This is a genomic window from Streptomyces sp. NPDC006655 (assembly GCF_040703965.1).
Taxonomy (GTDB): domain Bacteria; phylum Actinomycetota; class Actinomycetes; order Streptomycetales; family Streptomycetaceae; genus Streptomyces.
Window position 1 is genome coordinate 37828 of sequence record NZ_JBEYJU010000015.1, and the last position, 24904, is coordinate 62731.

General features: G+C 70.2%; 20 protein-coding genes and 1 riboswitch. Of the genes, 16 read left to right on the plus strand and 4 right to left on the minus strand.

Going from position 1 to position 24904, the window contains the following annotated elements:
* Positions 1-8 precede the first annotated feature (8 nt).
* From AB0958_RS11710 to nuoN, 13 genes are read left to right on the plus strand one after another with little or no spacing between them, the layout of a single operon-like run.
* Positions 9-563, plus strand: coding sequence for an NADH-quinone oxidoreductase subunit B family protein (locus tag AB0958_RS11710; RefSeq protein ID WP_055635348.1), 555 nt, complete (start codon positions 9-11; stop codon positions 561-563).
* The gene (locus AB0958_RS11715) at positions 560-1303 is read left to right on the plus strand and encodes an NADH-quinone oxidoreductase subunit C (protein ID WP_366890198.1); all 744 of its coding nucleotides are present in this window, start codon (positions 560-562) and stop codon (positions 1301-1303) included. Before AB0958_RS11710 ends, AB0958_RS11715 begins: the two co-directional genes overlap by 4 nt.
* On the plus strand, positions 1300-2622 hold the full coding sequence (locus AB0958_RS11720; RefSeq protein WP_366890199.1) for an NADH-quinone oxidoreductase subunit D: 1323 nt from the start codon (positions 1300-1302) through the stop codon (positions 2620-2622). The genes AB0958_RS11715 and AB0958_RS11720 overlap by 4 nt, the downstream gene beginning before the upstream one ends.
* Positions 2619-3485 (plus strand): NADH-quinone oxidoreductase subunit NuoE, encoded by an 867-nt coding sequence (nuoE, locus tag AB0958_RS11725; RefSeq protein ID WP_366890200.1) that lies wholly within the window; start codon positions 2619-2621, stop codon positions 3483-3485. The genes AB0958_RS11720 and nuoE overlap by 4 nt, the downstream gene beginning before the upstream one ends.
* Entirely contained in the window at positions 3482-4831 is a 1350-nt protein-coding gene (gene nuoF, locus AB0958_RS11730; RefSeq protein ID WP_366890201.1) for an NADH-quinone oxidoreductase subunit NuoF, read from the plus strand. The genes nuoE and nuoF overlap by 4 nt, the downstream gene beginning before the upstream one ends.
* The gene (locus AB0958_RS11735) at positions 4828-7332 is read left to right on the plus strand and encodes an NADH-quinone oxidoreductase subunit G (protein ID WP_366890202.1); all 2505 of its coding nucleotides are present in this window, start codon (positions 4828-4830) and stop codon (positions 7330-7332) included. Before nuoF ends, AB0958_RS11735 begins: the two co-directional genes overlap by 4 nt.
* Positions 7329-8693, plus strand: a complete 1365-nt coding sequence (gene nuoH, locus AB0958_RS11740; protein WP_366890203.1) for an NADH-quinone oxidoreductase subunit NuoH — start codon at positions 7329-7331, stop codon at positions 8691-8693. The genes AB0958_RS11735 and nuoH overlap by 4 nt, the downstream gene beginning before the upstream one ends.
* On the plus strand, positions 8686-9327 hold the full coding sequence (gene nuoI / locus AB0958_RS11745) for an NADH-quinone oxidoreductase subunit NuoI (RefSeq protein ID WP_366890204.1): 642 nt from the start codon (positions 8686-8688) through the stop codon (positions 9325-9327). Before nuoH ends, nuoI begins: the two co-directional genes overlap by 8 nt.
* Positions 9324-10169 (plus strand): NADH-quinone oxidoreductase subunit J, encoded by an 846-nt coding sequence (locus AB0958_RS11750; RefSeq protein WP_366890205.1) that lies wholly within the window; start codon positions 9324-9326, stop codon positions 10167-10169. Before nuoI ends, AB0958_RS11750 begins: the two co-directional genes overlap by 4 nt.
* Positions 10166-10465, plus strand: coding sequence for an NADH-quinone oxidoreductase subunit NuoK (nuoK, locus tag AB0958_RS11755; RefSeq protein ID WP_366890206.1), 300 nt, complete (start codon positions 10166-10168; stop codon positions 10463-10465). Before AB0958_RS11750 ends, nuoK begins: the two co-directional genes overlap by 4 nt.
* 14 nt (positions 10466-10479) lie before the next feature.
* A complete protein-coding gene (gene nuoL, locus AB0958_RS11760; RefSeq protein ID WP_366890207.1) occupies positions 10480-12426 on the plus strand; it encodes an NADH-quinone oxidoreductase subunit L in 1947 nt (648 codons plus the stop codon).
* A gap of 5 nt (positions 12427-12431) precedes the next feature.
* Positions 12432-14003 carry an NADH-quinone oxidoreductase subunit M gene (locus AB0958_RS11765; protein WP_366890208.1) on the plus strand — a complete coding sequence of 524 codons (1572 nt, stop codon included), beginning with the start codon at positions 12432-12434 and terminating at the stop codon, positions 14001-14003.
* A complete protein-coding gene (nuoN, locus tag AB0958_RS11770; RefSeq protein ID WP_366890209.1) occupies positions 14000-15649 on the plus strand; it encodes an NADH-quinone oxidoreductase subunit NuoN in 1650 nt (549 codons plus the stop codon). The genes AB0958_RS11765 and nuoN overlap by 4 nt, the downstream gene beginning before the upstream one ends.
* Before the next feature lie 91 nt (positions 15650-15740).
* Here nuoN and AB0958_RS11775 read toward each other — a convergent pair whose 3' ends face one another.
* Entirely contained in the window at positions 15741-16262 is a 522-nt protein-coding gene (locus tag AB0958_RS11775; RefSeq protein ID WP_366890211.1) for a hypothetical protein, read from the minus strand.
* Positions 16263-16557: 295 nt separating this feature from the next.
* Between AB0958_RS11775 and recQ the strand changes: the two genes are divergently transcribed.
* Complete coding sequence (recQ, locus tag AB0958_RS11780; protein WP_366890212.1) at positions 16558-18561, plus strand: DNA helicase RecQ; 2004 nt, start codon at positions 16558-16560, stop codon at positions 18559-18561.
* Between the two features lie 298 nt (positions 18562-18859).
* Here recQ and AB0958_RS11785 read toward each other — a convergent pair whose 3' ends face one another.
* Both AB0958_RS11785 and fahA read right to left on the minus strand, forming a co-directional pair.
* On the minus strand, positions 18860-19798 hold the full coding sequence (locus AB0958_RS11785) for a M56 family metallopeptidase (protein ID WP_366890213.1): 939 nt from the start codon (positions 19796-19798) through the stop codon (positions 18860-18862).
* 282 nt (positions 19799-20080) lie between these two features.
* On the minus strand, positions 20081-21292 hold the full coding sequence (gene fahA, locus AB0958_RS11790) for a fumarylacetoacetase (protein WP_366890266.1): 1212 nt from the start codon (positions 21290-21292) through the stop codon (positions 20081-20083).
* 254 nt (positions 21293-21546) lie between these two features.
* Between fahA and AB0958_RS11795 the strand changes: the two genes are divergently transcribed.
* Both AB0958_RS11795 and AB0958_RS11800 read left to right on the plus strand, forming a co-directional pair.
* Complete coding sequence (locus AB0958_RS11795; protein WP_366890214.1) at positions 21547-22812, plus strand: ATP-grasp domain-containing protein; 1266 nt, start codon at positions 21547-21549, stop codon at positions 22810-22812.
* A 283-nt stretch (positions 22813-23095) separates the two neighbouring features.
* On the plus strand, positions 23096-23902 hold the full coding sequence (locus AB0958_RS11800; protein ID WP_366890215.1) for an HAD family hydrolase: 807 nt from the start codon (positions 23096-23098) through the stop codon (positions 23900-23902).
* Between the two features lie 15 nt (positions 23903-23917).
* Here the strand turns inward: AB0958_RS11800 and AB0958_RS11805 are convergent, their stop codons facing one another.
* Positions 23918-24400: a transglycosylase SLT domain-containing protein gene (locus AB0958_RS11805; RefSeq protein WP_366890216.1), complete on the minus strand. Its 483-nt coding sequence runs from the start codon at positions 24398-24400 to the stop codon at positions 23918-23920.
* A gap of 3 nt (positions 24401-24403) precedes the next feature.
* Positions 24404-24600: riboswitch (cyclic di-AMP (ydaO/yuaA leader) on the minus strand.
* Positions 24601-24904: the final 304 nt, after the last annotated feature.

The following is a 24904-nucleotide window of genomic DNA, read 5'->3' on the forward strand; positions in this document are numbered from 1 at the left end:
CTTTAGACATGGGACTCGAAGAAAAGCTGCCGAGCGGATTCCTGCTGACCACCGTCGAGCAGGCCGCGGGCTGGGTGCGCAAGGCTTCCGTCTTCCCCGCCACCTTCGGCCTCGCCTGCTGCGCCATCGAGATGATGACCACCGGCGCCGGCCGCTACGACCTGGCCCGCTTCGGCATGGAGGTCTTCCGCGGATCGCCCCGCCAGGCCGACCTCATGATCGTCGCCGGTCGGGTCAGCCAGAAGATGGCACCGGTGCTGAGGCAGGTCTACGACCAGATGCCCAACCCCAAGTGGGTGATCTCCATGGGCGTCTGCGCCTCCTCGGGCGGCATGTTCAACAACTACGCGATCGTCCAGGGCGTCGACCACATCGTCCCCGTGGACATCTACCTCCCCGGCTGCCCGCCGCGCCCCGAGATGCTGATGGACGCCATCCTCAAGCTCCATCACAAGATCCAGAACTCCAAGCTCGGCGTCAACGCCGAGGAAGCGGCCCGCGAGGCGGAGGAGGCGGCGCTCAAGGCCCTGCCCACGATCGAGATGAAGGGGCTGCTGCGGTGAGCGAAGCCAACGGCCACAACGGGGTCAACCCCGAGAAGGACCTGGCCGCCGACAACCTCCCCGGCCGGCGGGGCCAGGGCGGTGAGGAGATCCGCGTCCAGCGCGGCATGTTCGGCGCCGCCAACGGCGGCGACACCTCCGGCTACGGCGGCCTGGTCCGCTCCATCCGCCTCCCCGGACCGGCGAGCCGGCCCTACGGCGGCTGGTTCGACGAGGTCGCCGACGAACTGGAGGGCGCCCTGGAGGAGCAGGGACTGCTCCCCGGCAACGCCGTCGAGAAGACCGTCGTCGACCGCGGTGAGATCACCTTCCACATCGAACGCGAGCACCTGGTCCGCGTCGCCCGCACCCTGCGCGACGACCCGGCGCTCCGCTTCGAGCTGTGCACCGGCGTCAGCGGCGTCCACTACCTCCACGACAAGGGCCGCGAGCTGCACGCCGTCTACCACCTGCGGTCGATCACCCACAACCGGCTGATCCGGCTCGAGGTCAGCGCCCCCGACGCCGACCCGCACATCCCGTCCCTGGTCTCCGTGTACCCGACGAACGACTGGCACGAGCGCGAGACCTACGACTTCTTCGGGATCGTCTTCGACGGTCACCCGGCCCTGACGCGGATCATGATGCCGGACGACTGGCAGGGCCATCCGCAGCGCAAGGACTACCCCCTCGGCGGCATCCCCGTCGAGTACAAGGGCGCCCAGATCCCGGCTCCGGACCAGCGGAGGTCGTACTCGTGAGCACGTCACACGCTTCCCCTCGCGAGACCACCGAGGGCACCGTATACACGGTCACCGGCGGCGACTGGGACGAGATCGTCCAGTCCGCGGCCCGCGCGGACGACGAACGCATCGTCGTCAACATGGGTCCCCAGCACCCGTCCACCCACGGAGTGCTCCGGCTCATCCTGGAGATCGACGGCGAGACGGTCACCGAGGCCCGCTGCGGCATCGGCTACCTCCACACCGGAATCGAGAAGAACCTCGAATTCCGCACGTGGACGCAGGGCACCACGTTCGTGACCCGCATGGACTACCTGACGTCCTTCTTCAACGAGACCGCCTACTGTCTCGCCGTCGAGAAGCTCCTCGGCATCGAGGACGAGATCACCGAACGCGCCAAGATCATCCGGGTGCTCCTCATGGAGCTGAACCGGCTCTCCTCCCACCTGGTGTGCATCGCCACCGGAGGCATGGAACTCGGCGCCACCACGATCATGATCTACGGATTCCGTGATCGTGAAATGATTCTCGACCTCTACGAACTCATCACCGGCCTGCGCATGAACCATGCGTACATCCGCCCCGGCGGACTCGCCCAGGACCTGCCGCCCGGCGCCGTGGACCAGATCCGCGAGTTCGTGAAGAAGATGAGGAAGAACCTCCCGGAGTACGACAAGCTCGCCACCGGGAACCCCATCTTCAAGGCCCGGATGCAGGACGTCGGCTACCTGGACCTGTCCGGCTGCATGGCCCTCGGCGCCACCGGCCCGATCCTGCGCTCCACCGGCCTCCCGCACGACCTGCGCAAGGCCCAGCCCTACTGCGGCTACGAGACCTACGACTTCGACGTCGCCGTCGCCGACACCTGCGACTCCTACGGCCGCTTCCTGATCCGCCTGGAGGAGATGCGCCAGTCCCTCAGGATCGTCGAACAGTGCCTGGACCGGCTACAGCCCGGACCGGTCATGGTCGCCGACAAGAAGATCGCCTGGCCCGCCCAGCTCGCCCTCGGCCCCGACGGGCTCGGCAACTCGCTCGACCACATCAAGAAGATCATGGGCACCTCCATGGAGGCCCTGATCCACCACTTCAAACTGGTCACCGAGGGCTTCCGGGTCCCGCCCGGCCAGGCCTACGCGGCCGTCGAGTCCCCCAAGGGCGAACTCGGCGTGCACGCCGTCTCCGACGGCGGCACCCGCCCCTTCCGGGTCCACTTCCGCGACCCGTCCTTCACCAACCTGCAGGCCATGGCGGCGATGTGCGAGGGCGGCCAGGTCGCCGACGTCATCGTCGCCGTCGCGTCCATCGACCCCGTGATGGGAGGCGTCGACCGGTGACCACCTCTTCCTCGGAGCGCGGCATCAGCCTCGGCATGCCCGAGCTGCCCGCCCCCGCGTACCCGGACGACGTCCGGGCCCGGCTGGAGGCCGACGCGCGCGACGTCATCGCCCGCTACCCCGACTCCCGGTCCGCCCTGCTGCCGCTGCTGCACCTCGTGCAGTCGCAGGAGGGACACGTCACCCGCACCGGGATGCAGTTCTGCGCGGACATGCTGAACCTCACCACCGCCGAGGTCACCGCCGTCGCCACCTTCTACACCATGTACCGGCGCCGGCCCTCCGGCGACTACCAGGTCGGCGTCTGCACCAACACACTGTGCGCCGTCATGGGCGGCGACGCGATCTTCGAGACCCTCCAGGAGCACCTGGGCGTCGGCAACGGCGAGACCACCGACGACGGCAAGGTCACCCTGGAGCACATCGAGTGCAACGCGGCCTGCGACTTCGCGCCGGTCGTGATGGTCAACTGGGAGTTCTTCGACAACCAGACCCCCGCCAGCGCCAAGCGCCTCGTCGACGACCTGCGCGCGGGACGGGACGTCGAACCCACGCGCGGCGCCCGGATCTGCACCTTCAAGGAGACCGCCCGGATCCTGGCCGGCTTCCCCGACGAGCGGCCCGGTGCCGTCGAGGAGAGCGGCAGCGCGGGACCCGCGTCGCTGGTGGGCCTTCGCCTGGCAAGGGGAGAGACCGCACCCGCGCGCGTGGTCCACCCGCGCGGAGGTCCCAAGGAGGTACCGGACCGGACGGTGCACGAGCCGTCCCCGACCGAGCACCTCAGCTCCCACGACGCACCGCAGGAGACCTCGGCCTCCGACCCGTCGCACCCGGCAGGGCCTGCCGCCGAGGAGGGGGAGTGATGACGGTGGTACCCGACCTCAAGGACACCAGCCCCGAGAAGCTGCTCGCACCCGTGCTGTCGGCCTTCTGGGACGAGGACCGGTCGTGGACGCTCGACGTCTACCGAAGGCACGAAGGCTACGAGGGGCTCCGCAAGGCGCTCGCCATGTCACCGGACGACCTGATCGCCTACGTCAAGGAGTCCGGACTGCGCGGCCGCGGCGGCGCGGGCTTCCCGACCGGGATGAAGTGGCAGTTCATCCCGCAGGGAGACGGCAAACCGCACTATCTTGTTGTCAACGCCGACGAATCGGAGCCCGGGACCTGCAAGGACATCCCGCTCCTCTTCGCGAACCCGCACAGCCTCATCGAGGGCATCGTGATCGCGTGCTACGCCATCCGGTCGTCGCATGCCTTCATCTATCTGCGGGGTGAGGTCGTCCCCGTCCTGCGGCGGTTGCACGAGGCCGTACGCGAGGCCTACGCGGCCGGCTACCTCGGCGAGGACATCCTCGGCAGCGGCCTCGACCTCACCCTCACCGTGCACGCCGGCGCCGGCGCGTACATCTGCGGTGAGGAGACCGCACTGCTCGACTCGCTCGAAGGCCGCCGCGGCCAACCGCGGCTGCGTCCCCCCTTCCCTGCCGTCGAAGGGCTCTACGCCTGCCCGACTGTGGTGAACAACGTCGAGTCCATCGCCTCGGTTCCCGCCATCCTGCACAGGGGCAAGGAATGGTTCAGGTCGATGGGGAGCGAGAAGTCACCCGGCTTCACGCTCTACTCCCTCAGCGGTCATGTCGCGAGCCCCGGCCAGTACGAGGCACCGCTCGGCATCACCCTGCGTCAGCTCCTCGACATGAGCGGCGGCATGCGCACCGGCCACCGCCTCAAGTTCTGGACGCCCGGCGGCTCCTCGACGCCCATGTTCACCGACGAGCACCTCGACGTCCCCCTCGACTACGAAGGCGTCGGCGCCGCGGGCTCCATGCTGGGCACCAAGGCCCTCCAGTGCTTCGACGAGACCACCTGCGTGGTGCGCGCCGTCACCCGCTGGACCGAGTTCTACGCCCACGAGTCCTGCGGCAAGTGCACCCCCTGCCGTGAAGGCACCTACTGGCTCGTGCAGTTGCTGCGCGACATCGAGGCCGGCAAGGGCGTCATGTCCGACCTCGACAAGCTGAACGACATCGCCGACAACATCAACGGCAAGTCCTTCTGCGCCCTCGGCGACGGCGCAGCGTCCCCGATCTTCTCCTCGCTGAAGTACTTCCGCGAGGAGTACGAACAGCACATCACGGGCCGGGGCTGCCCCTTCGACCCGGCCAAGTCGACGGCCTGGGCGGACCGCCCGGAGGTGAACGCATGACCGTGACCACGAGTTCCCCCTCCTCCGGGGGAACGGCGGCGGTCCCGCCGGAGGACCTCGTCACGCTGACGATCGACGGCGTGGAGATCAGCGTGCCCAAGGGCACGCTCGTCATCCGCGCCGCCGAACAGCTCGGCATCGAGATCCCCCGCTTCTGCGACCACCCCCTGCTGGACCCGGCCGGCGCCTGCCGCCAGTGCATCGTCGAGGTCGAGGGCCAGCGCAAGCCCATGGCGTCCTGCACGATCACCTGCACGGACGGCATGGTCGTGAAGACCCACCTCACCTCACCCGTGGCCGAGAAGGCCCAGCACGGGGTGATGGAGCTGCTGCTCATCAACCACCCGCTGGACTGCCCGGTCTGCGACAAGGGCGGCGAGTGCCCGTTGCAGAACCAGGCGATGTCGCACGGCAACGCCGAGTCCCGCTTCGACGGCAGGAAGCGCACCTACGAGAAGCCCGTCCCGATCTCCACCCAGGTGCTGCTCGACCGTGAACGCTGCGTGCTGTGCGCGCGCTGCACCCGGTTCTCCAACCAGGTCGCCGGCGACCCCATGATCGAGCTCCTGGAACGCGGCGCGCTCCAGCAGGTCGGCACCGGCGAGGGCGACCCGTTCGAGTCGTACTTCTCCGGGAACACCATCCAGATCTGCCCGGTCGGCGCGCTGACCTCGGCGGCGTACCGCTTCCGCTCGCGCCCCTTCGACCTGATCTCCTCGCCGTCCGTGTGCGAGCACTGTGCGGGCGGCTGCGCCACCCGCACCGACCACCGGCGCGGCAAGGTCATGCGGCGGCTCGCCGCCAACGACCCCGAGGTCAACGAGGAGTGGATCTGCGACAAGGGACGCTTCGCGTTCCGGTACGCGCAGCAGAAGGACCGCCTGGAGACCCCGCTGGTCCGAGGCGCCCAGGGCGTCCTCGAACCCGTCTCCTGGCCGGAGGCCCTCGAAGCCGCCGCGCGGGGCCTGGCCGCCGCCCGCTCCCGGGCCGGCGTCCTCACCGGCGGCCGGCTCACCGTCGAGGACGCCTACGCGTACAGCAAGTTCGCGCGCGTGGCGCTCGACACCAACGACATCGACTTCCGCGCCCGCGTGCACAGCGGGGAGGAGGCCGACTTCCTGGCCGCGCACGTCGCGGGCCGCGGCCGCGATCTCGACGGGACGGGCGTCACCTACACCGCCCTGGAGAAGGCGCCCGCCGTCCTGCTGGTCGGCTTCGAATCGGAGGAGGAGGCACCCGGCGTCTTCCTGCGGCTGCGCAAGGCCTGGCGCAAGCGCAAGCAGAAGGTGTACGCGCTCGCCACGCACGCCACACGCGGGCTTCAGAAGGCCGGCGGCACCCTGCTGCCCGCCGCGCCCGGCACCGAGACCGAGTGGCTGGACGCCCTCGCCGGCGGCGTCGGCCTGGAGGAGTCCGGCACCCTGGCCGCCGAGGCGCTGCGCACCGACGGCGCGGTCATCGTCGTAGGGGAACGGCTGGCGTCGGTCGCCGGCGGACTCACCGCCGCCGTACGGGCCGCCGCGGCCACCGGCGCCCAGCTGGTGTGGATCCCGCGCCGGGCCGGGGAGCGCGGCGCGATCGAGGCGGGCGCGCTGCCGTCGCTGCTGCCGGGCGGCCGCCCGGCCACCGACCCGCGCGCGCGTGAGGAGGTCGCCGCCGCCTGGGGCATGTCGGAACTCCCGCCCGGCCACGGCCGGGACACCGGCCAGATCATCGAGTCCGCCGCCCGCGGCGAACTCTCGGCCCTGCTGGTGGCCGGTGTCGAGGTCGCCGACCTGCCCGACCCGGCACGCGCGCGTGAGGCACTCGAAGCCGTCGGCTTCCTGGTCTCCCTGGAGCTGCGCCCCAGCGAGGTCACCGAACACGCCGACGTCGTCCTGCCGGTCGCCGCGGTCGCCGAGAAGGCCGGCACCTTCCTCAACTGGGAGGGCCGGGCCCGCCTCTTCGAGGCCGCCGTCAAGCCCGACCAGATGACCCGGCGGCTCGCACCCACCGACGCGCGCGTGCTGCAGATGCTGGCCGACGCCATGGACGTCCACCTCGGTCTGCCCGACCTGCGCACCACGCGCGCGGAGCTGGACCGGCTCGGCGGCTGGGACGGGCCGAAGGCCTCCGCCCCGCGGGAGACCGGCGCCCCGCTGCCGCGGCCGGCCGCCGGGGAGGCCGTGCTCGCCGGACACCGGCTCCTCCTCGACCAGGGCGTCCTCCAGGACGGCGACGAGGCGCTGGCCGGCACCCGGCACGCGGCCCACGCGCGCGTGTCCGCCGCGACGGCCGCCGAGGCGGGCGTCGCGGACGGCGCCCTCCTCGCCGTCACCGGGACCTCCGGCACCGTCGAACTCCCCCTCCGGATCACCGAGATGCCCGACCGCGTGGTCTGGCTCCCGCTGAACTCGGTGGGCGGCGGTGTCGCCTCCGACACCGGCACGCAGCCCGGCTCCCTCGTCCGCATCGGCCCGGCGGCCACCGCCGGTGAGGCACCCAAGGAGGTGGAGGCATGAGCCCGTTCCTCGCCGCTGAAGACCTCTCCATGTTCGGCCGCGACCCGTGGTGGCTGGTCGTCATCAAGGCCGTCTTCTGCTTCGCCTTCCTCATGGTGACCGTCCTGATCTCCATCGTCATGGAGCGCAAGGTCGTCGCCTGGATGCAGCTGCGCGTCGGCCCCAACCGGCACGGCCCCTGGGGCATGCTCCAGTCGCTCGCCGACGGCATCAAGCTGATGCTCAAGGAAGACGTCGTCGTCAAACGCGCCGACAAGGCCGTGTACGTCCTGGCGCCGATCGTCGCGGCCATCCCGGCGTTCATGGCCATCGCGGTCATCCCGTTCGGCCCCGCCGACAACGAGGTCTCGATCTTCGGCCACCGCACCACGATGCAGCTCACCGACCTGCCGATCGCGATGCTCTACATCCTCGCGGTCGCCTCCGTCGGCATCTACGGCATCGTCCTCGCCGGCTGGAGCTCCGGATCGACCTACCCGCTCCTCGGCGGCCTGCGCTCCTGCGCACAGATGATCTCCTACGAGATCGCCATGGGCGCCGCGTTCGCCTCCGTGTTCCTGTACTCCGGGTCGATGTCGACGTCCACGATCGTCGACCAGCAGCAGGGCCGCTGGTACATCCTGCTGCTGCCGATCTCGTTCCTCCTCTACGTCGTCACCATGATCGGCGAGACCAACCGCGCCCCCTTCGACATGCCGGAGTCCGAGGGCGACCTGGTCGGCGGCTTCAACACCGAGTACTCGTCGATCAAGTTCGCGATGTTCATGCTCGCCGAGTACGTCAACATGGTGACGGTCTCCGCCGTGTCGACGACGCTGTTCCTCGGCGGCTGGCGGGCCCCCTGGCCGATCAGCACCGTCTGGGCGGGCGCCAACCACGGCTGGTGGCCGATGCTCTGGTTCCTCGCCAAGGTCGTCGTGCTGCTGTTCGTCTTCGTCTGGGTACGCGGAACCCTCCCGCGCGTGCGCTACGACCAGCTGATGAAGCTCGGCTGGAAGGTCCTCATCCCGGTCTCGGTCGTCTGGCTGATGCTCGTCGCGACCGTACGGACCCTGCGCAACCAGAACTACGGCTTCGCCGACATCGCCCTCTACGTCGCCGGCGGAATCCTCACCCTGCTGGTCCTGTCCTTCGTCGTCGACCTCTTCCGCGACAAGGGCAAAGAGGCCGGGCGGCCCGCCGAGGAGCCGGCCGGATTCGACCCGATGGCGGGCGGGTTCCCGGTACCGCCGCTGCCCGGGCAGGAGCTGCCGCCGGTGCCCCGGCGCAGTCCCCGCCGGGAGCGGGAGCTGATTGTCAGTGGCGGCACGGACACTGTCAGTGACGGATCTTCGGATGGAAAGGAGGCGTCCGATGGCTGAGGAGCCCAAGGAGAGCAAGCCCGGTTTCCTGAACCCCGCGGCCGGCTTCGGCGTGACCTTCAAGGCCATGTTCAAGAAGCGGCTGACCGAGCAGTACCCGGAGCAGAAGAAGACCACGGCCCCGCGGTTCCACGGACGGCACCAGCTCAACCGCCATCCGGACGGCCTGGAGAAGTGCGTCGGCTGCGAACTGTGCGCCTGGGCCTGCCCCGCCGACGCCATCTACGTGGAGGGTGCCGACAACACCGACGAGGAACGCTACTCGCCGGGCGAGCGGTACGGCCGCGTCTACCAGATCAACTACGCCCGCTGCATCCTGTGCGGGCTGTGCATCGAGGCGTGCCCCACGCGCGCGCTGACCATGACCAACGAGTTCGAACTGGCCGACAGCAGCCGCGCCAACCTGATCTACACCAAGGAGCAGCTGCTCGCCGGCCTCGAAGAGGGCATGGTCGACTCCCCGCACGCGATCTTCCCGGGGACCGACGAACAGGACTACTACCGGGGCCTGGTCACCGAGGCCGCGCCCGGGACCGTACGCCAGGTCGCCGTCTCCAAGGGCGAGGTCCCCCAGGAGGCCGAGTCCACCTTCGGTGCGGACGAACCGGCCTCGCAGGAGGTGACCGGCCGATGAACCCGCAGCAGCTCGCCGCTTACGCCACCTCCACCGGCGAGGCCTTCCAGTTCTGGGTCCTCGGCACCGTCGCCGTGATCGGCGCCCTGTGCACCGTCTTCATGAAAAAGGCTGTGCACAGCGCGCTGTGCCTCGCCGGCACCATGATCGTCCTGGCGGTGTTCTACCTCGCCAACGGCGCCTACTTCCTCGGGATCGTGCAGATCGTCGTCTACACCGGCGCGATCATGATGCTGTTCCTCTTCGTGGTGATGCTGGTCGGCGTGACCGCCGCCGACTCCCTGAAGGAGACCATCAAGGGCCAGCGCTGGCTGGCCCTGCTGTGCGGGGTCGGCTTCGGTGTCCTGCTCTTCGCGGGCATCGCCCACGCCTCCCTGAAGCAGTTCGACGGCACCGGCCAGGCCAACGCCAACGGCAATGTGCAGGGCCTCGCCGCCCTCCTCTTCACCAAGTACGTGTTCGCCTTCGAAATCACCGGCGCCCTGCTCATCACCGCGGCCGTCGGCGCCATGGTGCTCACCCACCGCGAGCGCACCGAACGGCCCAGGACCCAGCGCGAGCTGGCCGAACAGCGGGTCCGCGAGGGCAAGCACGTGCCGCCGCTGCCCGCCCCCGGCGTCTACGCCCGGCACAACGCCGTGGACATCGCCGGCCTGCTGCCCGACGGCACCCCCTCGGAGCTCACGGTCAGCAAGACACTGCGCGACCGCGGCCAGGTCCGCGACGTGTCGACGCAGGCACTCAACGACCTGCGGGCCCTCGAACAGCGCGCCGAGGAACGGCTGGAGCGCACCCCGGTCGAACCCGCCCACCACAAGCGGAGCGAGGAGGCGTCGAAGTGAACCCCGTCTACTACCTCTACCTCGCCGCCCTGTTGTTCACGATCGGCGCCACCGGTGTGCTGATCAGACGAAACGCGATCGTCGTCTTCATGTGCATCGAGCTGATGCTCAACGCCTGCAACCTCGCGTTCGTCGTCTTCTCCCGCCTGCACGGCAATCTCGACGGCCAGATCATCGCCTTCTTCACGATGGTCGTCGCCGCCGCGGAGGTCGTGGTCGGGCTCGCGATCATCGTGTCGCTGTTCCGTACCCGCCACTCGGCCTCGGTCGACGACGCCAGCCTGATGAAGCTGTAAGGGGTCGCTGAATCGTGGAGAACCTCATCGCGCTGCTGATCGCGGCGCCTCTGCTCGGAGCGGTCGTCCTCCTGATCGGCGGCCGCCGCCTGGACGGTGTGGGGCACTGGATCGGCACCCTCCTGTCGACGGCCTCCTTCGTGTTCGGCGTGATCCTCTTCGCCGACCTGCTGGGCAAGAACGCCGAACACCGCACGCTCACCCAGCACCTGTGGACGTGGATCTCCGTCGGCAGCTTCCAGGCGGACGTCACCTTCCGCCTCGACCAGCTGTCGATGACCTTCGTCCTGCTGATCACCGGCGTCGGCTCGCTCATCCACGTGTACTCGATCGGGTACATGGAGCACGACGAGCGCCGCCGCCGCTTCTTCGGCTACCTCAACCTGTTCCTCGCGGCGATGCTGCTGCTCGTCCTCGCCGACAACTACCTGTTGCTGTACGTCGGCTGGGAGGGCGTCGGTCTCGCCTCCTACCTGCTGATCGGCTTCTGGCAGCACAAGCCCAGCGCGGCGACCGCGGCGAAGAAGGCCTTCCTGGTCAACCGGGTCGGCGACATGGGCCTGTCGATCGCGATCATGCTGATGTTCACGACGTTCGGCACCTTCGCCTTCGGGCCGGTGTTCAGCCACGTCGGCGACGCCTCCCAGGGCAGGCTCACCGCGATCGGCCTGATGCTGCTGCTCGCCGCCTGCGGCAAGTCCGCACAGGTACCGCTGCAGTCCTGGCTCGGGGACGCCATGGAGGGCCCCACCCCGGTCTCCGCCCTCATCCACGCGGCGACCATGGTGACCGCGGGCGTCTACCTCATCGTCCGCTCGGGAGCGATCTTCAACGCCGCCCCCGACGCCCAGCTGGCCGTCACCGTCGTCGGCGCCGTCACGCTCCTGTTCGGTGCGATCGTCGGTTGCGCCAAGGACGACATCAAGAAGGCGCTCGCCGGCTCGACCATGTCGCAGATCGGGTACATGGTCCTCGCCGCCGGCCTCGGCCCCATCGGCTACGTCTTCGCGATCATGCACCTGGTGACGCACGGCTTCTTCAAGGCCGGCCTCTTCCTCGGCGCGGGATCCGTCATGCACGGCATGAACGACGAGGTCGACATGCGCAAGTACGGCGGCCTGCGCAAGTACATGCCGGTCACCTTCATCACCTTCGGCCTCGGCTACCTCGCCATCATCGGCTTCCCGGGCCTGTCCGGCTTCTTCTCCAAGGACAAGATCATCGAGGCGGCGTTCGCCAAGGGCGGCGCCGAGGGCTGGATCCTCGGCGCCTGCGCCCTGCTGGGCGCCGCGATCACCGCCTTCTACATGACGCGCGTGATGCTGATGACGTTCTTCGGCGAGGAGCGCTGGCGCAACCAGCCCACCCGCTCCCCGCAGGCGCCCAGCGCCGAACCGGCCGCCGAACACCACGGCGAGCACGCGGAACCGCACCCGCACGAGTCCCCGAAGGTCATGACCGTCCCCATGGTCGTACTGGCCGTCGGATCGGTGTTCGGCGGCGCCTTCTTCAGCATCGGCGACCGCTTCCTGCACTGGCTGGAACCGGTCACCGGCCACAGCGAGGGCGACTCCCCGCTCAGCGCGGCCACCGTCACCGGCGCCACCATGGTCTGCCTGGTCATCGGTGTCGGCATCGCCTACCTGCAGTACGGCCGCCGGCCCGTCCCCGCCGTCGCCCCGCGCGGCTCGCTGCTCACCCGCGCGGCCCGCCGCGACCTCCTCCAGGACGACTTCAACCACGTCGTCCTGGTCCGCGGCGGCGAACACCTCACGCGCTCCCTGGTGTACGTCGACCACACCCTGGTCGACGGGGTCGTCAACGGTACGGCGGCGGGCTTCGGCGGCCTCTCCGGCCGGCTGCGCAGACTCCAGAACGGCTACGCGCGCTCGTACGCGGTCTCGATGTTCGGCGGCGCGGCCCTCCTGGTCGCCGCGACCCTGCTGATGAGGGCGGTCTGATACCGATGTCCTTTCCTCTGCTGACAGCGACAGCGGCCCTCCCGGCCGTCGGCGCGATCGCCACGGCCGCCGTACCGGCAGCCCGGCGCACCGCAGCCAAGTGGCTCGCGCTGCTGGTCTCGCTCGCCACCCTGGTCCTCGCGGTCGTCATCCTGGTCCGCTTCGACCCGGGCGGCGCCCGCTACCAGCTCACCGAGTCCCACGCCTGGATCGCGGACTTCGGAGTCAGGTACGACCTGGGGGTGGACGGCATCGCCGCCGTCCTCATCGCCCTGACCGCCCTGCTGATCCCGTTCATCGTGCTGGCCGGCTGGCACGACGCCGACCCGCTGGAGACCGGCAGCAAGCGGTGGCGCCCGACGCAGGGCTTCTTCGCCCTGATCCTGGCCGTCGAGGCGATGGTCGTCATCTCCTTCGAGTCCACCGACGTCTTTCTGTTCTACATCTTCTTCGAAGCCATGCTGATCCCGATGTACTTCCTCATCGGCGGCTTCGGCGACCGCGCCCACGAACACGGTGAGGAGACGGCGTCCACGCAACGGTCGTACGCCGCCGTGAAGTTCCTCCTGTACAACCTGGTCGGCGGTCTGATCATGCTGGCCGCGGTCATCGGCCTCTACGTGGTCGCCGGGAACTTCTCCCTCACGGAGATCGCCCAGGCCCGCGCGAACGGCTCGCTGCACATGGCGACCAGCACCGAACGCTGGCTGTTCCTCGGCTTCTTCTTCGCCTTCGCCGTGAAGGCGCCGCTGTGGCCGCTGCACACCTGGCTGCCCAACGCCATGCAGGAGTCCACCGCCCCGGTCGCCGTCCTCATCACCGCGGTCGTCGACAAGGTCGGCACGTTCGCGATGCTCCGCTACTGCCTCCAGCTGTTCCCCGAGGCGTCGAAGTGGGCGACACCCGTCATCCTCGTCCTCGCCGTGATCGGCATCATCTACGGCGCACTGCTCGCTGTCGGCCAGCGCGACATCAAACGCCTGGTCGCCTACGCGTCGATCTCGCACTTCGGCTTCATCATCCTGGGCATCTTCGCGATGACCAGCCAGGGCCAGTCCGGCGCCACCCTGTACATGGTCAACCACGGCATCTCCACGGCCGCGCTGATGCTGGTCGCCGGCTTCCTCATCTCCCGCCGCGGCTCGCGCCTCATCGCGGACTACGGCGGCGTGCAGAAGGTCGCCCCGGTGCTCGCCGGCACCTTCCTGATCGGCGGCCTGGCGACCCTGTCCCTGCCGGGTCTCGCCCCCTTCGTGAGCGAATTCCTCGTCCTGGTCGGCACCTTCACGCGCTACCCGGCCATCGGGATCGTCGCCACCTTCGGCATCGTCCTCGCCGCGCTCTACACCCTCGTCCTCTACCAGCGGACGATGACGGGCCCGGTGAAACCGGAGGTCTCCGCGATGCCCGACCTGCGCGCGCGTGAACTCGTGGTCGTCGCCCCGCTGATCGTTCTGCTGATCTTCCTGGGCGTCTACCCGAAACCCGTCACGGACATCGTCAACCCGGCGGTCAAACAGACCATGTCGGACGTACACAAGACCGACCCCAAGCCCGAGGCGGAGGCGGCGAAGTGAGCGCAGCAGCCGTCCACAGCCTGTGGACAACCGCGGCCGAACCGATTTCGAAGATCGGCGCGCCGAAGATCGAATACGGACAGCTGTCACCCACCCTGATCGTCGTCGGCGCGGCGATCGTCGGGGTGCTCGTCGAGGCGTTCGTCCCCCGTAAATCCCGCTACTACGCGCAGGTCTTCGTCTCCGCCGTCGCCCTGTGCGCGGCCTTCGCGGCAGTCGTCGCCCTCGCCGCGGACGGATACGGCACCACGAAGGCACACATCGCCGCCATGGGCGCGATCGCCGTCGACGGACCGTCCCTGTTCCTCCAGGGCACCATCCTGCTGGCCGGACTCGTCGGCCTGTTCACCTTCGCCGAACGCCGGCTCGACCCCGCCGCCCACGGCAACCGCGTCGACTCCTTCGCCGCCCAGGCCGCGTCGGTCCCCGGCAGCGACAGCGAACAGGCCGCCGTCAAGGCCGGGTTCACCACCACCGAGGTCTTCCCGCTGCTCCTCTTCGCGGTCGCCGGCATGCTGGTGTTCCCCTCGGCCAACGACCTGCTGACGCTCTTCGTGGCCCTGGAGGTCTTCTCCCTCCCGCTCTACCTGATGTGCGCCCTGGCCCGCCGCAAGCGCCTCATGTCACAGGAAGCGGCCGTCAAGTACTTCCTGCTCGGCGCCTTCGCCTCCGCGTTCACCCTGTTCGGCATCGCCATGCTGTACGGCTACGCCGGCTCGGTGTCGTACGCCACCATCGCCCAGGTCGTCGACGGCACCGTCACCAACGTCGACCCCGCCCTCGCCGGCACCATGGGCAACGACGCGCTGCTCCTCATCGGCTCCGCCATGATCCTCATGGGGCTGCTCTTCAAGGTCGGCGCCGTCCCCTTCCACATGTGGACGCCCGACGTCTACCAGGGCGCACCCACCCCGGTGACCGGCTTCATGGCCGCCGCCACCAAGGTCGCCGCGTTCGGCGCGCTGCTGCGCCTGCTGTACGTCGTGCTCCCCGGGATGCGCTGGGACTGGCGGCCGGTCATGTGGGGCGTCGCGATCATCACCATGCTGGGCGGCGCGATCGTCGCGATCACCCAGACCGACATCAAACGACTGCTCGCCTACTCGTCGATCGCCCACGCCGGATTCATCCTCGCCGGTGTCATCGCGACCTCGAAGGACGGCGTGTCGTCCGTCCTCTTCTACCTCGCCGCGTACTCCTTCGTCACCATCGGCGCCTTCGCCGTGGTCACCCTGGTGCGCGACGCGGGCGGCGAGGCGACCCACCTGTCCAAGTGGGCGGGGCTCGGCCGACGGTCCCCCCTGGTGGCCGCCGTCTTCGCGGTCTTCCTGCTGGCCTTCGCCGGAATCCCGCTGACCTCGGGCTTCGCCGGGAAGTTCGCCGTGTTCAAGGCGGCGGCCGAAGGCGGAGCGGTCCCGCTGGTCGTCATCGGTGTGATCTCGTCGGCGATCGCCGCGTTCTTCTACATCCGCGTGATCGTCCTGATGTTCTTCAGCGAACCGAGGCCCGAAGGCCCCACCGTCGCCGTACCGTCACCGCTCACCATGGCCGCCATCGGCGTGGGCGTCGCCGTCACCCTCGTGCTCGGCGTGGCACCGCAGTACTTCCTCGACCTGGCCGGCCAGGCGGGGGTGTTCGTGCGCTGACCCGTCCGGTACCGCCACGGGCCCCGGTTCCTCGCGCAGGAACCGGGGCCCGTGGCGCTTCCCCGGCCTGCCGCCACCGGCCGCCGACCGGCTACCCGCAGGCCACCGCCGGGTTCCACGGCGCGAACAGGCCGCTCGGGTTGTCCTTCCAGATCCACGCCCGCAGCGTGTACACCGGCCCCTTGACACCCGGCACCGTCGTCGGCCCCAGGAACGTCTGACCGAACAGCGTCGGCGGGGTCGTACCGCTGCCGGCCCGCACGATCCACTCCACCCCGACCAGCGCACGCCCACCGTCGCCGTCGCCCTCGTACAGCAGACCCGCCGGCTCGGACGGGTCGAGACTGCCGACACCGGCGGACCTGACGTAGTGGTAGCCCGCACCTCCCCGACCGGTCCGGGCGTCGCACGCGGCGGCCGGGGCGTACCCGTCCGTGACGGCGAACGGCTCGTACTCGTAGTCCGCCGTCGCCGTGTACGCCGGGGTCAGATCCGTCCACACGAACGGATCGGCGGCGGTGGGGACGGGAGCCGCGTCGGCGGGGACCGCGGCCAGAGCGCACGGCACGGTCAGCGCCATCGCGACGCCGGCCGTGCGGGACCTGAGAGACATCCTGAAGCTCCTCGGGGCGGAGGAGGCGCACGGACGCGGCGCCTCCGTTACGACGCGGGCCTCCCCGGTCCCGCCCGTGCAGCATGGCCCGCGCCGCGTCCCGGTCGCCACGCGGAGTCCGCCAAAGGACTGAGGACACCGCAGGACGGGCGACCCCGGCACCGGCACCCCCTCCCGGGCGGCCGGCCTGTGGACAACTCCGGCGCTGTCGGTCCGGACCCCTATCGTGGAGGCAGTGGTCGAAGGACGACGTACGGGGGACACGACGATGGGCGGGACGGGCGGAACCGACGAGATGCCAGGGACGACCGAGACACCGCAGGCGCCGCGCAGGCCCGGCCCGGCGGACAGCGAGGCACTGGCCACGCTGCACCGGGTCTTCGGGTACGACGCCTTCCGCGGCGAGCAGGAAGCGATCATCGAGCATGTGGTGGCGGGCGGCGACGCCGTCGTCCTCATGCCGACCGGCGGCGGAAAGTCACTGTGCTACCAGATCCCCGCCCTGGTCAGACCAGGTACGGGCGTCGTGGTCTCACCGCTCATCGCCCTCATGCAGGACCAGGTGGACGCCCTGCGCGCCCTCGGCGTGAACGCCGGCTTCATCAACTCCACCCAGGACTTCGACGAGCGACGCGTGGTCGAGGCCCAGTTCCTCGCCGGTGAGCTCGACCTGCTCTACCTGGCTCCGGAACGGCTCCGCCTGGACGCCACGCTCGACCTGCTCGGCCGCGGCAAGATCGCCGTCTTCGCGATCGACGAGGCGCACTGCGTCTCCCAGTGGGGCCACGACTTCCGCCCCGACTACCTCGCCCTGTCCCTCCTCGGCGAGCGCTGGCCGGACGTCCCGCGCATCGCGCTCACGGCAACCGCCACCCGCGCGACCCACCAGGAGATCACCCAGCGGCTCCACATGCCGGCCGCCCGGCACTTCGAAGCCAGTTTCGACCGGCCCAACATCCAGTACCGCATCGTCCCCAAGGCCGACCCGAAGAAGCAGCTCCTCGCCTTCCTGCGCCAGGAACACGAGGGCGACGCGGGCATCGTCTACTGCCTCTCCCGCAAGTCCGTCGAATCCACCGCGGAATTCCTGAGCCGCAACGGCATCGAGGCCGTGCCCTACCACGCGGGCCTCGACGCCGGTATCCGCGCCGCCCACCAGTCCCGCTTCCTGCGCGAAGAAGGCCTGGTCGTGGTCGCCACCATCGCCTTCGGCATGGGCATCGACAAACCCGACGTCCGCTTCGTCGCCCACCTGGACCTGCCCAAGTCCGTCGAGGGCTACTACCAGGAGACCGGACGCGCGGGCCGGGACGGACTGCCCTCCACCGCCTGGATGGCCTACGGCCTCAACGACGTCATACAACAGCGCAAACTCATCCAGTCCGGCGAGGGCGACGAGGCCTTCCGTCGCCGTGCCCAGGCCCACCTCGACTCGATGCTCGCCCTGTGCGAGACCGCCCAGTGCCGACGAGGGCAGCTCCTGAACTACTTCGGCCAGGAACCGGACCCCGCCGGCTGCGGCAACTGCGACACCTGCCTCACCCCGCCCGAGACCTGGGACGGCACCGTCGCCGCCCAGAAAGTCCTCTCCACGGTGGTACGCCTACAGCGGGAACGCGGGCAGAAGTTCGGCGCCGTCCAGATCGTCGACATCCTCCTCGGCAAGCGCACCGGCAAGGTCATCCAGTTCGACCACGACCAGCTGTCCGTCTTCGGTATCGGCACCGATCTCGAAGAAGGCGAATGGCGGGGCGTCATCAGGCAGCTGCTCGCCCAGGGACTCCTCGCGGTCGAGGGCGAGTACGGCACCCTCGTGCTCACCGAGGCGAGCGGAGCGGTACTGCGACGGGAATGCGAGGTCCCGCTGCGCAAGGAACCGAAGAAGCCGGTGGTCCCGCGCTCCGCGTCCGCCGGCACATCCGGGTCCTCGGGCAGGAGCAAGGCGAAGGCGGCTGTGGCGGAGCTGCCCGAGAATCTGCTCCCCGCCTTCGAGGCACTGCGCGCCTGGCGTGCCGAACAGGCCCGTGAACAGGGCGTACCGGCCTATGTGATCTTCCACGACGCCACCCTGCGGGAGATCGTCAGCCGCCGGCCCGCATCGATCGCCGAGCTCGCCACCGTCGGCGGTGTCGGCGAGAAGAAGCTGATGACGTACGGCGAAGGCGTACTCGGCGTACTGGCCTCCCTGAGCGCGCCGGAACCGTCGGCGTCCCCGGCTCCCGCGACGGCGGAAGCCGGGGACGAGGACCACTGGCCCGAGACGGACATGGAGCCCGAGCCGGAGGAGGACTGGACGTAGACCCGCCCCGGACGGACCACCAAGGGCCCCGGGGCTGTCCGGCGGATCATGCCGCAGACGCGGGGTCTGGCACGCCCTCCCCCACTGCCCTAAAGGCGTGGGGGGACCCCCAGCGGCGTTGTCGTCAGTCGCCGACGTCCCCCAGCCTCCGGCCGGGAGGTGCCCCCACCGCGTCGCCCGCCGCGGCAGCGGCTGATCGGCCACGGCTCCTCCGCCTTGCATTCGGACGCACCAGACCCGCTCACCTCGGCCGATGCGTCACCCCTGCTTTCCTGCGGCTTGATCCGCCGGACAGCCCCTAGCCGAGTGCCGTGAGGCCCGGGGCGAATGTGATCAGCAGGGGCAGCAGCGGGATCAGGGCGGCCACGGTGGTCGTCAGGGCCCGTTGGCGGCGCAGCAGCCGTGGGGGTGGTTCCAGGAGCCGGTCGACGCGCTCGCCCAGCAGACGGCGGCTCGACGCGCAGGAGAGGACTCCGCGGTGCTGGTTCAGTTCGATCAGGGCCAGCGCGGTCGTGAGGTGGCCGCAGCGGCGGGATGCGATGTCGTCGGCGGCGAGTTCGACGAGCCGGTGGGTCTGGTCGCAGAAGTGGGCGAACAGCGGCACCCGGGGGAATCCCGTGGCGAGGGCGCTGGACAGGTGGAGCAGCCAGTCGTGGTGGGCGCGGGCGTGTCCCCGTTCGTGGGTGAGGACCGCGTCGAGCTGGTGGTCGGTGAGGCGGTGCAGCGCCCCTGTCGTCACCACGAGCTGCGGCGGGTGCCCGGGCATCCACCAGGCGTCCGGGTAGTCGTCCTCCAGCACCAGCATCGGCCCGCGTGCCGCGGGCAGCCCGGCCGGCAGTTCCGGCGCCCGTTCCCGCAGGTGGGCGCGGGTGCGGTCGCGGCCCCTCCGGGCCTCGACCAGTTCACGGACGAGCACCGCCGTCGTCCACGCGGCCCCGCACGCCAGCAGCACCGTGAGGGCGACCGCCCACAAGGGCGCGACGGAGAGGTCGTAGGCCGCGGTGACCGCCGGTGGCGCCGGCGCGAACACCCGGTCGCGCACGGTGTGGAAGACGGCCGCGGCGCCCAGGACCAGCGCCGCCAGGCAGCACATCAGGACGGTGGCGACCAGGCACTGCCACACCCACAGGGCGACCACCGGTTCGCGCTCCGGCCACAGCGCCTGCACCAGTGCACGCGGCGCCGGAACCGCGGCCGTCAGGGCGACGGCGGTCAGCAGGAGCAGGCAGACGGTCATGCCGCGGCTCCGTTTCCTGATCGGAGAGGTGTGCGGGTGGCGGGGCGGGTGGTGCGGAAGCTGCGCCGTTGTGCTGCTGGTCGCGTGCGCCGGTGCATCGCGCCGTGCGAGCGCCGCCGTCACGCGTGGTGCACGCTGGAGGCGCATCGCATGGCGCGCGGTGGTGGCGCATCGCATGGTGCGTGTTACGCCAGTATGACGGTGCGCGCCGGTTGAGTCAGGCGTCCACGACGATTCCGCCCGCCTCCCGCCGGGCCCCGGTCCAGGGCCGCCGTCCGCCCCTCACCCCGCCACGATCCGCCCGCTGACGTCCCCGAGCCCGACCCGGCTCCCGCCCGGCCCCGGAGCCCACGCCGACAACGTCACCACGTCACCGTCCTCGAGGTAGGTCCGCTTTCCGTCGCGGAGTTCGAGCGGGTCCTGCCCGTTCCAGGTCAGCTCCAGCAGGGAGCCGCGTTCCCCGGGCTCCGCGCCGCTCACCGTGCCGGAGCCGTACAGGTCCCCGGTGCGCAGCGAGGCGCCGTTGACGGTCAGGTGGGCGAGTTGCTGGGCGGCGGTCCAGTACATGGTGGAGAACGGCGGCTCGGACACCGTCTGCCCGTTGATCGCGATCGAGATCCGCAGGTCGTAGCCGGCGGGCTCTTCCGTCGCGTCGTCGAGGTACGGCAGCAGCGGATGCGTCCGCCGGGGCGGCGGGACCCGCGCCTCCTCCAGCGCTTCCAGGGGGGTGATCCACGCCGAGATCGAGGTGGCGAACGACTTGCCGAGGAACGGGCCGAGCGGGACGTACTCCCAGGCCTGGATGTCGCGTGCCGACCAGTCGTTGAGGAGCGTGAGCCCGAACACGTGGTCCCGGAAGTCACCCAGCGCGACCGGCTCTCCCTGCCGCGACGGCGCGCCGACGACGAAGCCCACCTCGGCCTCGATGTCCAGCCGCACGGACGGGCCGAACACCGGTTCCGGGTCCGAGGGCGCCTTGCGCTGGCCGGACGGCCGTACGACGTCCGTCCCCGACACCACGACCGTGCCCGCGCGGCCGTGGTAACCGATGGGCAGGTGCTTCCAGTTCGGGGTGAGCGGTTCGGCGGCGTCGGGGCGGAAGATGCGGCCGGCGTTCCGGGCGTGGTTCTCGGAGGCGTAGAAGTCGACGTAGTCGGCGACCTCGAAGGGCAGGTGCAGGGTCACCGCGGACAGCGGGTGGAAGAGGGGCTCCAGCGTCGCGCGGTGCGCGGGGACGCTCACCCACGCGGTCAGCGCGCGTCGTACGTCCGACCAGGTGGTGCGGCCCGCCGCCAGCAGCGGGTTGAGGGTCGGGCGGGCGAGCAGGGAGGCGTAGGGGGAGCCGAGGGCGAGGGCCGCGGCGCCGGCGTCGAGGACGTGGTCACCGAGGCGGACGCCGACCCTCCGCTCCGTGCTCCCGGAGGTCGAGAACACGCCATACGGAAGGTTGTGCGGGCCGAAGGGGTCACCCTCGGGGACCTCGAAGGGGGGCAAGGGGGGCATGGGGTGACTGCCTCGCTCTCATCCGTGTCGTGCGCGGCCCGCCCATGTGGGGACATCGTCCGGGCGGCGCACGGCGTTCCATGTGGTCGCGCCACACGTTACGGGTGAGTTGGCTGTCGTGGCAGTGTCTAAAGAGTTCGCAATGTCCGAATAGGCCTTGTCGGAGGGGGCAATTCCGGCTTAGCGTCCTTTGGGGACACGGACGGGGTGGGTCCGGTCCGTAGGGGGGACACGTGGGGGGACCCGTGGCCAGGAATGCCGTCAGCGTGCCGTTCGAGGCGGACCGCGAGGTGCCGGGCCTGATCGTCAAGTTCGGCGACTATCCGCTGCACCACGGCGGGGTCGGCGCGATACGCAGTCTGGGCCGCCTCGGCGTGCCCATGTACGCGATCACCGAGGATCCGTACACACCCGCGGCCTCCTCCCGGTATCTCAAACGGGCGTTCGTGTGGCCGACGACAGGCGCCGAGGAACCGGATCATCTCGTCGAGGGGCTGCTGCGCATCGGCCGCCGTATCGGCCGTCCGACCGTGCTGATCCCCACCGACGAGGAGGCCGCCGTCCTGATCGCCGAGCACCAGGACGCGCTCGGCGACCGTTTCCTCTTCCCACGGGTGGAGCCCGGGCTGCCGCGTCGGCTGGCCAGCAAGCAGGGACTGCACGACCTGTGCGTGGAGCACGGCGTTCCCAGTCCGGAGGCCGCCTTCCCGCAGTCGTACGACGAGATCGTCGACTTCGCGGACAAGGCGCGCTTCCCGATCGTGGCCAAGAACCGGGAGGCGTTCGTCCGGCGCAAACAACCCGCCGTCAACGGCACGACACGGATCGCCACCCGCGAGGGACTGCTCGCCCTCGCCCGTGACTGGGGCACCCGTCCGGGTGTCATCCTCCAGGAGTACCTGCCGCGGGAGGAGGCCGAGGACTGGATCGTGCACGCCTACTTCGACGCCGACTCCACTCCGCGCGCGCTGTTCACCGGGGTGAAGGTGCGTTCCTGGCCACCGCACGCGGGCATGACCGCGAACGCCTACGTCGTGGACAACCCGGAACTCGCGGACCTCGCCGCGCGTTTCATCAAACAGATCGGCTTCACCGGCGTCATCGACCTCGACCTGCGCTTCGACCGTCGCGACGGGCAGTACAAGCTGCTCGACTTCAACCCGCGCATGGGCGCCCAGTTCCGGCTCTTCGAGAGCGACACGGGCGTGGACGTGGTCCGCGCCATGCACCTGGATCTGACCGGTCGCCGCGTTCCGGAGGGGGAACAGCGCGCCGGCCACCGGTACGTCGTGGAGAACATCGACCTGCCCGCCCTCCTGGCCTACCGCCGCAGCGGCTATACGACGCCGCACGCGCCCGGGCGGCCGAGCGGAACCGAGCTGGCCTGGCTGGCGGGTGACGACCCGCTGCCGTTCGTCACGATGCTCGCGCGGTTCGTGCGCCCTGGGGCGAAGCACCTTTACCAGATGTGGCGGACCAACCGGCGCGGCTCCAGCACCTCCGGGAGGTAGGCGCCACGTTCCGGCGCGCCGGACCCGAGATTCGCCCTGACGCTCGCCGCGCCGACGTCCAGTACGGCGGCGGCACCGTCCCCGTCGAACCGGAGTCCTATCCGCGGGCGCGCCCTGCCCGGATCCGGCAGGTGCCTTCCGGCCTGGTCCTGACGCCCGGCGCTGTGACCGGTCGCCACGTCACCGTCCCTACTGACGGCGCATCATCACCGAAGCGGCGGGCGCCACTTGAGGCCGAAACGCACACTGAGTCCCAGGGGCGTGCTGTCCGTATTCTCTGATCATGGTCGCACCTTCCCCGTACTCTCTGATCGCCACCGACCTGGACGGCACGCTGCTGCGTGCCGACGACACCCTGTCGGACCGGTCGCTCGCCGCCCTGGCGCGGGCCGGCCGGGCCGGCGCCACGCACCTGGTGGTGACCGGCCGCCCCGCGCCGAGAGTGCGCCCGCTCCTCGACGACCTCGGCTGCACGGGGCTCGCGGTCTGCGGCCAGGGCGCACAGGTGTACGACGCCGGCACGCACCGTCTGCTGTGGTCGGTCACCCTGGACCGGGAACTGGCGGAGACCGCGCTCGGCAAGATCGAGGCCGAGGTCGGCCAGGTGTACGCGGCGGTCGACCAGGACGGCGTGGACGGGCTCACGCTCATCGAACCGGGCTACCTGATGCCCCACCCCACGCTGCCCGCGCTGCGCGTGGACCGGCGTGACGACCTGTGGTGCGCGCCCATCAGCAAGGTGTTGCTGCGCCACCACACCCTGTCCGACGACGAACTGGCGGCGACCGCCCGCGCGGTGGTGGGTTCACTGGCGACGGTCACCATGTCGGGGCCGGGGACGGTGGAGCTCCAGCCGTGCGGGGTGACCAAGGCGACCGGGCTGGCGCTGGCCGCCGACCACCTGGGGCTGTGCCCCGAACGGGCCATCGCCTTCGGTGACATGCCCAACGACGTTCCGATGTTCGACTGGGCGGCCTACGGAGTGGCCATGGCCAACGCTCACCCCGAGCTTCAGGCCAGGGCCGACGAGATCACCACGTCCAACGAGGACGACGGCATCGCCGTCGTCCTCGAGAGGCTCTTCGTCTGATGCGGGGCGCGCCGGTCAGTACGCGCCGTGGACGTTGTCGATCGAGCCGTACCGCGCGGCGGCGTAGTTGCAGGCGGCGGTGATGTTGGCGACCGGGTCGTAGATGTCGAAGGACGTGCCCGCCACGTGGTAGGCGTTGAACGTCGGGTCGATCACCTGGAGCAGGCCCTTGGACGGGATGCCGGCGGCCGCGTTGGAGTCCCAGAGGTTGATGGCCCGCGGGTTGCCGGACGACTCGCGGATCACGTTGCGGTAGATGCCGTTGTACGAGCCCGGGATGCCCTTCTGGGCCATGATCGCGAGCGACTCGCGGATCCAGCCGTCGAGGTTGTTCGGGTACCCGGCGGGCGTCGTCGAGGCCGTGATGGCGGTGGCGGGGGTGGCGGCGGAGGCGTCGGCCGCGCCGATGAGCGAAAGGGCGAGTACGGCGGCGCCGGTACCGACGACGGCGAGCGTGCGGGCGATGCGGGAGCGGCGGGGCTGGGCGGCAGCAGGCATGGCGAAGTTCCTCTCCGTCGCCTGCGAGGTGAGCTGTCGGGTTCGGGCTCGGGGAGTGCCCGGTCGCGTCACCCGAAGGCGTTGCGACTTCACCCCTAGCCGGTCCGGGACGGCGTCCGTCGATGACGGCGCCGCCCGGTCCGGCGACTTACCTGGGTCCCCCGCTCCTGCCGTGCGAATGAACTCGTCGATGGGTTAGGACGGGCGGCGGCAGGATTCGGCGTCCGCCCGGCGAGCGGGAACGTATGCGAGAGCACATGTCCGGAACAAGGGGTGGATTCACACAACAAACCGATTGACCTTGATCTGAGGCGTATGAGGCACTTGATCCTTTGCGGTCGCCAAGCCTCAACTGGCGCACAGGGAAAGGCGGGGGAGAGTGACTGGCGGCATGAGGGGCATAGGTGCGCGAGTGACCTACTTCACGAAACCGCAATCACGGCAAAAGGGGCATGAGGGATTAGCTGAGTGCGCCCGTGTCGCTCTGGATTTCAGAGATTGTCC